This is a genomic window from Rhodococcus sp. ARC_M6 (assembly GCF_022810305.1).
GTDB lineage: Bacteria > Actinomycetota > Actinomycetes > Mycobacteriales > Mycobacteriaceae > Rhodococcus_F.
The window spans coordinates 33,049-43,091 of the sequence record NZ_JALGQH010000040.1 but is presented as its reverse complement, the minus strand read 5'-3'; the positions used below and the strand labels follow the sequence as shown (position 1 = coordinate 43,091).

At 58.8% G+C, this 10,043-nt stretch carries 11 protein-coding genes; 6 read left to right on the top strand and 5 right to left on the bottom strand.

Annotated features, from left to right (window positions below; genetic code table 11):
- Positions 1–183 precede the first annotated feature (183 nt).
- Together MTX36_RS26955 and MTX36_RS26950 are read left to right on the top strand one after the other, a co-directional pair.
- Positions 184–888, top strand: coding sequence for an IS6 family transposase (locus MTX36_RS26955; RefSeq protein ID WP_374230550.1), 705 nt, complete (start codon positions 184–186; stop codon positions 886–888).
- Between the two features lie 102 nt (positions 889–990).
- Complete coding sequence (locus tag MTX36_RS26950) at positions 991–1,140, top strand: hypothetical protein (RefSeq protein WP_243622731.1); 150 nt, start codon at positions 991–993, stop codon at positions 1,138–1,140.
- A gap of 132 nt (positions 1,141–1,272) precedes the next feature.
- Here MTX36_RS26950 and MTX36_RS26945 read toward each other — a convergent pair whose 3' ends face one another.
- The gene (locus MTX36_RS26945) at positions 1,273–2,379 is read right to left on the bottom strand and encodes an SHOCT domain-containing protein (RefSeq protein WP_243622730.1); all 1,107 of its coding nucleotides are present in this window, start codon (positions 2,377–2,379) and stop codon (positions 1,273–1,275) included.
- A 332-nt stretch (positions 2,380–2,711) separates the two neighbouring features.
- Here MTX36_RS26945 and MTX36_RS26940 point away from each other — a divergent pair, with 332 nt between their 5' ends.
- Together MTX36_RS26940 and MTX36_RS26935 are read left to right on the top strand one after the other, a co-directional pair.
- Positions 2,712–3,239, top strand: coding sequence for a hypothetical protein (locus MTX36_RS26940; RefSeq protein WP_243622729.1), 528 nt, complete (start codon positions 2,712–2,714; stop codon positions 3,237–3,239).
- Between the two features lie 697 nt (positions 3,240–3,936).
- Positions 3,937–4,272: a hypothetical protein gene (locus MTX36_RS26935; protein WP_243622728.1), complete on the top strand. Its 336-nt coding sequence runs from the start codon at positions 3,937–3,939 to the stop codon at positions 4,270–4,272.
- A 131-nt stretch (positions 4,273–4,403) separates the two neighbouring features.
- Here MTX36_RS26935 and MTX36_RS26930 read toward each other — a convergent pair whose 3' ends face one another.
- Complete coding sequence (locus MTX36_RS26930; protein WP_243622727.1) at positions 4,404–4,952, bottom strand: hypothetical protein; 549 nt, start codon at positions 4,950–4,952, stop codon at positions 4,404–4,406.
- A 57-nt stretch (positions 4,953–5,009) separates the two neighbouring features.
- On the opposite strand from MTX36_RS26930, the gene MTX36_RS26925 reads away from it, so the two are divergent.
- Entirely contained in the window at positions 5,010–5,156 is a 147-nt protein-coding gene (locus MTX36_RS26925; RefSeq protein ID WP_243622726.1) for a hypothetical protein, read from the top strand.
- Between the two features lie 216 nt (positions 5,157–5,372).
- Here MTX36_RS26925 and MTX36_RS26920 read toward each other — a convergent pair whose 3' ends face one another.
- Together MTX36_RS26920 and MTX36_RS26915 are read right to left on the bottom strand one after the other, a co-directional pair.
- Positions 5,373–7,802, bottom strand: coding sequence for a hypothetical protein (locus MTX36_RS26920; protein ID WP_243622725.1), 2,430 nt, complete (start codon positions 7,800–7,802; stop codon positions 5,373–5,375).
- Between the two features lie 417 nt (positions 7,803–8,219).
- Positions 8,220–9,164 carry a phospholipase D family protein gene (locus tag MTX36_RS26915; RefSeq protein WP_243622724.1) on the bottom strand — a complete coding sequence of 315 codons (945 nt, stop codon included), beginning with the start codon at positions 9,162–9,164 and terminating at the stop codon, positions 8,220–8,222.
- Between the two features lie 489 nt (positions 9,165–9,653).
- Here MTX36_RS26915 and MTX36_RS26910 point away from each other — a divergent pair, with 489 nt between their 5' ends.
- The gene (locus MTX36_RS26910; RefSeq protein ID WP_308198256.1) at positions 9,654–9,833 is read left to right on the top strand and encodes a hypothetical protein; all 180 of its coding nucleotides are present in this window, start codon (positions 9,654–9,656) and stop codon (positions 9,831–9,833) included.
- Between the two features lie 5 nt (positions 9,834–9,838).
- On the opposite strand, the gene MTX36_RS26905 is transcribed toward MTX36_RS26910, so the two are convergent.
- Positions 9,839–9,982, bottom strand: a complete 144-nt coding sequence (locus MTX36_RS26905; protein ID WP_243622723.1) for a hypothetical protein — start codon at positions 9,980–9,982, stop codon at positions 9,839–9,841.
- Between the last annotated feature and the right edge of the window lie 61 nt (positions 9,983–10,043).

The window sequence follows — 10,043 nt, the reverse complement described above, 5'->3', positions numbered from 1 at the left end:
GCGGGATCTGCCGGCGCATCTGGTGTTGTTTCGGGGTTCGGGCTGGTCATCGGTGATGCTCGTTTCATGCCCTCAGTGAGTGATCTCGGTTGCCTCCGAGTGTCTCACTAAATCCTGACACGGAGGGGGGGACTCTCAGTGGTGCTGTCAAGTTGTTGAGATCGCCTGATCGGAGATGATGTGGTGGTGTCGTCGACGTACAAGGGCTACCGATTCCCGCGCGAGATCATCTCCCACTGCGTGTGGCTGTATCACCGGTTCACCCACTCGTTCCGAGAGATCGAGTTACTCATGGCCGCTCGTGGAATAGCGGTGTCGTACGAGACGATCCGAGCCTGGTGTGCCCGGTTCGGGCCCGAATTCGCCCGCCGGCTGCGCCGCCGTCAGCTGCAGGCCGAAGACAAGTGGCATCTCGACCAAGTGTTCGTCAAGATCGGCGGAGTCCGCAAATATTTGTGGCGGGCAGTCGATCAGTACGGCAACGTCCTCGACATATTGATCCAATCCAAGCGGGACGGCAAGGCTGCGACCAGGTTCTTCAGGAAACTTCTGAAGAAACAAGGCCACCCGCCGCGGGTACTGATCACCGACAAACTCCCCAGCTACCAGGTCTCGCACCGGAAGACGATGTCGACAACTGAGCACCGGCAAAACAAGTACTTGAATAATCGGTGCGAGAACTCCCATCAACCGACCCGGCAACGTGAACGCGCGATGAAAGGGTTCCGCTCTGTCGGTTCAGCGCAGAGGTTTCTGGCCTCGTTCAGTCGCATTTCCCCGCACTTCCGCCCACCGAGGCACCGTATGTACGCCACCGATCATCGCACCGAAATTCGCGCTCGATTCCAGGTATGGAATCAGGTCACCGAACTACGCCTCACTGCCTGACCGACTGCTCCGTGTGATGGCCTGCTGCGCCCGAAAGCTGCTGTACCCCAAACAACTTGACAGCACCCGCGCATCACCGAGATTCTTGCGCGGAAGCGTGAAGTGTTCGACGAGTTCGCACGGGTCAGTGATACCGCCCAGAGCGCGCCGGAGGCCTTCGACGTCTCGGAGGCCGAACTTGGGCGCGATGTCATCGCTGCTGGGCGTGAGCGCTTGTTTTCCGCTCCGCAGCTCGACAACTCGGTCGGCTAATTAGCCCGTAGAAGTATGCCAAAGCCGCAGTGAGGTTGTCGACGGATTCCAAAGTAGGAGTGAGCATCCAATCCGATCTGGGAGCGGTCCTGCCCAGATGGATGGGTGCCTCTGTACGTGCGGACACGACGGTCAGGGGTTGCTGTGCTTGGCGATTGTCGCCCGCTTGGCTGCGGCGAACTCCTCGGCATCGAGCAACCCTTGACTGTGGAGGTTCGCAATCTGCTGCAGCTCCTCAGCGAGGCCGCCGGCGAGCGGGGCAACGGCCGGAGCAGGCTGCGGGGCGTGATGGACGATGACCTGTGGTCGTTTCGCATCGGCGATCTTGCGCTGCAATTCGTTGATTCGCGGCAGCGCCTGGCTGTGAAGCATTTTCTGTAGCGGAAGACAGTTCGACAGTGTCCAGGGATCGTCGGTCGCACGGTTGCGGGATTTGTTCGACGAACGCCAGTAGTCGTGGTTAGCGGTGCCCTGGTAGCTGGGTGTCAGGATCTCCAGGACACCGTTGACCATGCCGCTGTTGTACTCGATGTTCGTGATGTCGGTATAGGGGAAGGAGGTGACCCGGCCACCGCCGAGGGCGCCGGTCATGAACCCGGCCATGCCGCCGACCTTGGCGATGATCAGCCGATCTTCGAAAGCGGCGAGGAATCCGGCTGAGCCGTTGTTGAGGATGAACCACGGCACCTCTCCAGGTGCGGCGTGGTCGTGAATGGTAATCCAGCCTTTGTCTTTCAGTGGTGACCCGACGATGTTGACACTGTTCCGGCGTGCGGCGAGGTTTTGTTCTGCTTGGGCGGCTGAGGCAGCCTGCTGGGCGGTGTTTGCTTCGTGGGTGCGGATGGCGTCCCGGACTTCGGCCGAGAACCCGGTCGATATTAGGAAGTCGACATAGTGGCAAACGAACTCGATCTCGTCGGCATGGATCAAGCCGAAGACGAGGGATTCCTGGGTCTGGGTGGTCACGATGAGATATGGGCCGGAGTACTTCTTCACGAACTCATACCGGATGATGTCGTCGGCGTCGACGGCGACCTTGGCGCCCTTGGCGTCGGCGTCGATACCGGAGAACCCGAGGAGGCGTGCATTGGTGACGGCAATGCCATCCATCGAGGGTCGTACTTGGCTTGTCCTAGCCAATGCCCACACCTGTTCTCCAGGGAGTAGGTGTGAGGTCAGCTTCGCCAGCCACTTCTCTGCGGTCTTCTCCTTGAGTCGTGGCGAAAATACGGGTTTCATGGCATTCCTTCTGCAGTATTGATGCTGTACAAAGGATCTTCGCACCCCGTCTGGTGATTGAGCCGGAGGACGTCGATCAACGACAAACGCGTAGATCACCTGACCGGGCGGACGAGTGGTACTCATCTCCACCCGCCCGCAAGGTGGTCGTTCTGTCGGACATGGCTATTAACTGGAAGACGTCAGTCGGTGAGCGCTTTGATGACTATCGGTAGGTAGCGGCGCACCTGCTGTGACGGGTGGCCCAATATTTGGCGGCGTCGCGCTTGGGAGTATCCCAAACTGACAACTGATTCCGATGTTCCCGGCGGTGAGGGGCTATCGTGCCAGCCATGTCATACACAAGACGAGTGCTCGTGATCAGTGCCGTCCCGTCGAAGCTGTCGGCGTGGGCAGCCAACGTCGATGGGTGTGAGGTGGTTCCGCGGGGCCGGACCGAAAAGCAATTGGAAGCGGCGGTCAAGGCAATGTCCAGACCCGCGGACTTGATCGTGCTCGATGGCCATGGGTCGTGGCGTGAGGCCAGCTACGCCAGCAGTGGGGACCGCGAGACACAGGTCAAGATCTCGTTCGCTCCAGAGTCGCTCGGCGCTCCGCGAGTGATCATGTGCATCTGCTACGGACTGGCGGAGCACTACATCGAGAAGCTGACTGACTGCGATAAGGAGATCGAGGTGATCGGTCCGGTCGGGATGATCAGTAGTCGGCACTATCTCGGCGTGGTCAGTCACCTAATCGAGCGATTTTTGGACGGCGAGGATCTGATGTCTGCGCTCGATGACGCTCGACGACTCGAATTGAGGCAGATCGGACGCTGGGATCGGAGTCGCCATGAGGATCGTGTGGCCGACACCGTTTGAGGTTCGGTCGACGGGATACTCAGCTTGCTGACGTGGGATTCGAGGAGTGGCTGTCTCGCCGCCCGCCATGCACTTCGGCTTGCGGCGTTCATGTCCGATCAGGTTCGTATGTCGTCGTCAGGATCGAATACCGGCGATGCCTCGTCTACCAGCTGCCCTTCGAGGATGACGTCCCGTGATTGCGGCGGCGGGGACCGTCGAGTACCTAGCCAGCCGCGGCGGTCACTACATCTTCACCATCAAGGGCAACCAGTCGAAGCTGCGTAGACAGATCAAAGTTCTTCCTCAAAAAGAAACAGGTTCCGGTACTCGATGCCAATGTCGAGTGCGGTCACGGCTGGCACGAAGGGCGCATTTTCACAGCGACGGAGATCGACGGTGGTGTCCTGTTTCCGGTGTGGTCCAGGTCTTTCCATTGGCCCGCACCAGAGTTTGCGCCAAGTCCGGAAAACGATCCGCAGAGGTCGTCTATGCGGTGATGTTGCAGAAGTGGTGGAAGGCAGAGTGGGGCTTCTCGACACAGCGCCGCTTCTTCAGGAATGACGAAACCCCGGTGACATGCACATCGTGGGAGAGGCCGATCCGGGGTCTTTGACAACGATTCTATCGACCACTCCGGTCGAAGTGTGCCCCGATTGCTCTGAACGGACAACCGCCCGGATCGCGAGTGCTGTGCCGACACGGAGGGGAGTCGAAGATGTCCGTGGTGACGCGCAAAGTCGTCCGCCAGAAACTCTTGCAGGCCGCTGTTCTCGAGAAAATCGAGCGTGAACATCTATCGGTGAACACCGACCGTGTGCGAGAAAAAGTGCAGAGCATCCGCAGCCGTGTCACCGGAAAATCACTGCATCGCTGCCTCGACCAGTGGGAACACATCGTCGAGGACAACGACATCGAGGCCATCCGCGCCGTCGTCGTATCCGACGACGAACACGCCCGAGAGATGCGGAACCTCTCACCGCTGTCGATCTTGTTGAGCGAAGACGAACGACTCCAAGTGCTCGATACACTCCGAAATAGTTGGTCTGAATAGCCACGTCAGAAAAGTGTGTCAGGCAATGGCACATGGAAATGCGTGAGGGCCGACCACTCTGCACACCATTCGACATCCTTACTGCCCAATTGGGCAGCAAGGATGTCCCTGATTGACGAACGAACGAGAGATCAGAATTCGATTATCGAGTCCATGTTGTTCTGGGAGTCCGTATGAAAATAGAGTGACCCACCATCCTGTTTCGTCTTCGCGACTATCCAACCTCGCTGTGTTGAGCCGTGGCGAATGGTATCGAGCACAGGCTCGTCTTCGCTCAAGCAACCGTTGATCGAAATATTCGATTTCGAGGTTGCTTGGCTTCCATCGGGCAGGATTTCGGTGAGTTCCAGTGACGCGGCTGTCATGAAACTCGTGCCCGGATCGAGGGTCACCGTAAATTCCAGAGCTTGATAGAAATTTTCTCCGGCGCCACAAGGGATATTCGTCTGGATAGATTCGAGAGTCGCAGTCCCTCTGGTGCTACCGAGACTGATCCCAGTCTTGTCGCCGGGCTTGAGGATGGCAGGTTCACTTGCCGCGACTTGAGTTCCGTTGGCGGAGGTGTTGGGTACTGCGACGGTAGCCGGAGAATTGGAATCCGAATCGTCGTTGCTGGATCCACATGCTGAAAGAACAAGAGCTGTGGCGATAATTCCTGCTGCATAGATGTGCATTCGCATCAGTGGACTATAGAGGTTAGTATCCGTATCTATTCTAGTCTGTGAACTTCGGGACCGATGACGCGGTTCGACGAAGCCCGCCAGATCACCCTGAACGGCGCTTACATCGCGAACCCAGTACGGTTTTCGCGCCAGCCGAGTTCACCCGAGATGCCGACGGTTTTCTTCATCAGCGAACCCGTTACCGAATCGCAGATCAACTGAACGTCGCTGCCTCACTTGATGTGCTGGAGACGCCGAGACGGTTCGCGAGGCCCGAAAACTATCGTGTGATTACTCTTTCGCGTTGGGAGGGTGTTTTCGAGATGTAGTCATGCCGAGAAGGTGACAATGCAACGGCGGACATGGGACGAGCACTCGAGTCGAGGCCCGTCCCATGTCTGCGGCAAGGAACGTGTCAGAGGAAATGGCAAGGGCCGGTTAACTTCTCGTCGCAGTGGAGGACAGTCGCAGAGTCGATCGGACCGGGACATGACCGTTTTCCCAGAACGGGTCAGGGATCGAATTGACGATGATGCGGTGATCGCTCGGCAGCAGGTGCATGGAGTGGGTATTGGGGTCCACCCGAGTGATGATGACCTGCTTGTGTGTCAACGTCGGCAGACTGTCAGGGTGCAGTGCCATTGCTTGCAGCAGCGCTGTACCCAAGGCGTCGGTGTGGTCGGGGATGGCGCAGTCAAGTATCGCAGTGAGTCCGTGCTTCAACGGCACCGTAATCGCGGCTGATGAAGGACTTTCGTTGTCATATCGGTAGAACCCGGATCTGAGCCGTTCGACGATTTCGTGCCTGACACCGATCGCAGCACCTTCGAGTCGCTGAACCGAGTTGTGCCTGTTCGAAACTGGGTTTGACGGGTGATCGAGCCGAAATCTGGTCGGGACGGAGTCGACGGGAACAGCCTGGAGGAACGTGCTCAGGATGCTTTGCGGTGTTCGAGCGAGCAGAACCGCGAGGGCTTTCGGCTCTATCAAACGTAGGACTTCAACCAGTTTTTGCTCGGGGATTTCTTGTAGTTCCATCACGGCACCGTCGACACTCATCTGCACGACGAATTCAGCTAGCTCGTCGTTAGGCATAGAGGTGAGGACATCGGATGGGGATTCGTCGTCGAAATCGTCTCCGTCGTCGTCGGTTGCGTCCGCTTCCACATTTTCGTTGGTTCCGCTGCCCGCGTCGTCTTCCTGATCGTCCTCTCCGTCCTCTCCGTCCTCTTCGAACTCGGAAAACTCGTCGTCATCGAGGAATTCGAACGGTGTCGCCTCGAGGAACAGCGACTCGACATCGTCGTCGATGCTCGTCATACGAGATGCGACCTCTGAAGCGGAGTCAAGGACACATATGTCAGGTTCGGCATGTGTGGGCTCGTCTGATGACCATTGGTATTGGGAACTCGAAATCGCCCCTATCAATTCGTACATTGTGTCCGGCCAATCGACCAGACATGCCAGCAGGATTTCAATGTCAGCGCGATCGAAGTGGTGTGACTTCGCTTCCGTCGTTGCTGCGGTGTTCAAATGAAGGTCAAGATCACAGAATGCGTCGCTGCCGGCTTGCCGCGCATCCGCGGCCACGCTGCGCAACACCGACAATGGGAACGAGAGTACGAAGTTCCGCCACATCGACTGGTCGAGTGTTGTGGATTCGAGGAGCCACTCGCGCAGATGCTCGGATCGCATTGTCGAAATATCTACACACGACGCTGCCTGCGTGAACACTTCGGAGCCGAATCGTTGGAACACCTGTGCGGGGTTCTGCATGACAACGCGACTGGCCAGAACGGCAATTGCCTCGTCGATGTGTGGCGAGTTCGTGGCCGCATTTGTATCGAACGCGTCGAGGATTTGTCCGGCCCGTTCCGGGGAAACCGTCGCAATGAAGTCGATGGCGAACCCGAATTTACCGATGGCGGCGGTAAGAAACGAATTGTCGGAGTCGGCACGGTTGCACAGCTCCTTCACTGCATCCAGGTCCGGTGTTCCTTGCAGTACTGCGTCTGTGAGGTCTTGCCACGGCAGTGGTCCGCGGATTCGTGAGACTGTAGCTCGAATCGAGTGGCGGTCATTCCCGTCGGTCAGGGACTGAACAAGTAGTGCTCGCCGATCGTCACCGTATCGTGGATCTGGTTGGGGGAGTTCGGGGTAACGGCTCAGTTCCGGGGCGAAGGCCGAACGATCGGCCGGGACGCCAGTGAGGTCGCCTTCGGCAGCTACGAGCAGGTCCAGCGTTTGCGGTGACAAATTGTGCGAACATTGGTGGCGCACCGCCTTCAATATTGCTGTCGCATTGCGCGACGGCAGTTCGAGGGTCCGCGCAATCGCAATGCGAACATCGACCTCCGATGCTTTGTCTGCATGCACTGACAGCGCAGCATCGACGATGCCCGAGTCGACGGCGAATCGTAATGCCAACGGCAGCACTGACGCATCGTCGCGGGCTATGCCGCCGATCCACGTCGGATCGATCGATGGTCGCTTGTTTCCCGGGTGCGCGACACGGGCCAGGATTTGCTGGCGGAGGTGATCGGTGGAAGCTGGATGTTCGAAGATGTATCCGTTCGTTCCGGGATCATCAAGTGTCAGCAGCAGCCACAGATGCGACTCGCGCAGACTCGGGTTACGCCGATAGCTCGCCAAGGCATTGCTGTTTCCGGAATGGAATGCGGAGAGGAATTCAGTATCATCGACGGGTTCGTCCCTCACATGCCGTAGCCGGGAAAATGGATCACCAGCTGTGAACGGCGATGAATGATCCACCGCTGCAGGTCGATCCAGTAGTTCCTGCGCCTCTGCTGGTAGCGGTGCGGGTGGAACCACGGGGAGTCGGCCAGGGCGTTTGATCGGTGATGGCATCGACATGATCTTGCCATGAACCGCGCTGCCTGATCGAATTTTCTGATATTCCGGATATTTCTAGTATTCCGGATCTGTCGGGGAGGGTCGTTCTCGCTCGCTATTTTCGAAGCTGTTGTCCTGCCTTAGTTTTCGTCGAATCGCGTACGTGTCGTGACGTGGCCGGCAGAAGGTGAACGGTAGTGTCGGATTGCTTGTGCGCGCGGTGTGAGCGTATCGACGAGTCCGGATCGACTTGTGTGAGTAGGTAACAGTTTTCGGATTCGTCGTACCCAGTCGGCAGATTGCGCAGGTAGATGTGGCGTGTGCGTGCAGCGATTTCAGTAGTGGGACTTACATGGCGTGAAACTGCGGTTGGAGCAGTCACGATCGCATGCTCCTCGGGTCTGCGCTCGAACATGACATGCCCCATGATGGTCAGAGGTTCCACAGCTGAAGTAGCGCGGTCCGGATGGACATAGAGCGGACGTAGTGGTCGGCCCGCAGCCGTGGGCCGGTGTGTCCGAGGTCGGCGAGATGTTTCTCGGCGATGTGGAGGGCGAGTGGGGGTAGGTCGGTGCGGATGCGCAGGAAGGACAGCACTGCGCCGCCGGATCGCGGGATGCGGAGGGGTTCGGCGGTCACGAGGGCTGGTGGGTAGATCCATTGGTTGTCGGCGGAGACGAGGACGATGACGTCGCCGGTTGTGGTGGTGCTGGGTTTGCCCAGGCGTACTGATTGGAGTTGGTATTTCGCTACGGGCCCGGCGGTGGTCCGCGGCGGTTGTTGCTCGTGGATCAGGTGTTGTTCGGTGGGGCTGGGCTGGTAGTCGACGACATGTTTGACGAACATCCGGGCGGTGGGTGTTGGTAGGAAGTCGTTGTCGGGGTTACGGATTCGTCCGGTGACACCGGGGATCGGTACTGCGCGGCCGATCGTCCATTCGGCGGTGGCGTGGTCGATGAATGGTTGGTCGACTTCGGTGAGGTCGTCGAGGCTGTCGATGAATTTTCGTACTGAGGTGATGATGGTGGGGTCGTCGGTGATGATGACGGCGTCGTCGGCGAAGGTGGAGTTGATGGTTGCGTTCGCGGAGCCGATCACTGCTCGCCGGTTCGTGGCGATCACCTTCGCGTGCAGGGTCGGGCAGGACAGGACCCGGACACCTTTGCCGAGGTAGTACGCGAGGGCGGCGGGGGAGGTGGCGTGTGCTCGGATCGCTGCTTTGGAGGCGTTGACGACGAGGACGTCTCCGGCTCGTAAGGGGAGTTGTTCGGGGGCGTTGTGGTCGAGGTAGGCGATCGCTGCGTGGCGTGGGCCTCGGGTGCGGATGGCGCGGGTGATGTGTGGCCACGGGTTGGGTCCGTGGAAGGTGGTCCCCATAGGTTTGAACGGTAGTCGGATGTGGAGCCGACATTGTCGATTTGGACGGGATATCGATCTCGGATATCGATCTAGTGGTTCTGTCGTTGGTGGGGATTACGACATCAGTTCGCTACGGCGTCACTGTTACTCGAGCTCCGGCGCCGGAACCGTTGATCGGCTGCGGACTCCCACAACTCCACAATCCTGGTGGCCCACCGGGGTTGAGTGTCTGTCCGGTGGGCTGTGCGCGTCCGAGCCGGCAAAGGTGAACGCGCAGTCTAGGTGGCCCGCCGACCTCTGCGTGGCAGCTGTCGGGCGGACCGTGTGACCAACCCAAGGGACACAGTGGAGATATTACGTCGCAAGGTCCACCTGCGGCTGCGGCAGTACTGGGCACTTTCCCTCTTCGGCGCACCACGGAAGCGGTAGACGGTGCACATTTCATCAGCGGACGCGGGGCAGAAGTGGTTGACATGCAAAAGTGAGTCGATCTGTCTGGATCGGGTGATGACCGACGAAACTGGCGACACCGACAACGTGCTCGGTGTGGGTTCTCGGGTGCAGGTCAACGCGCGAGATTCTGGTACCGGCGACATTGTCACCCACAGGGGTGGGGCGGGATTGGGCTCCGGTGCATCGGTGGGCGATCGCGCTCGACGATGGACGGTTGGTCTTCGCGAACGATGAGGACCTCACGGCTGCAGAATGATTTCCGCTAGCTCGACTACGCCGAGTTCGCCGATATCCCGAGACTCCTCCGCCCGGACCGCAACAGTGGTGTCGAACTTGTATCCGATAATCGTTGAGCACCAACGAGATTCCGGATCCGTATCCACGTCCTCCCTCAGCGTCGCGGTCACGGTAGTGCGAAATTGCCGACACAACGACGGTCGGAAA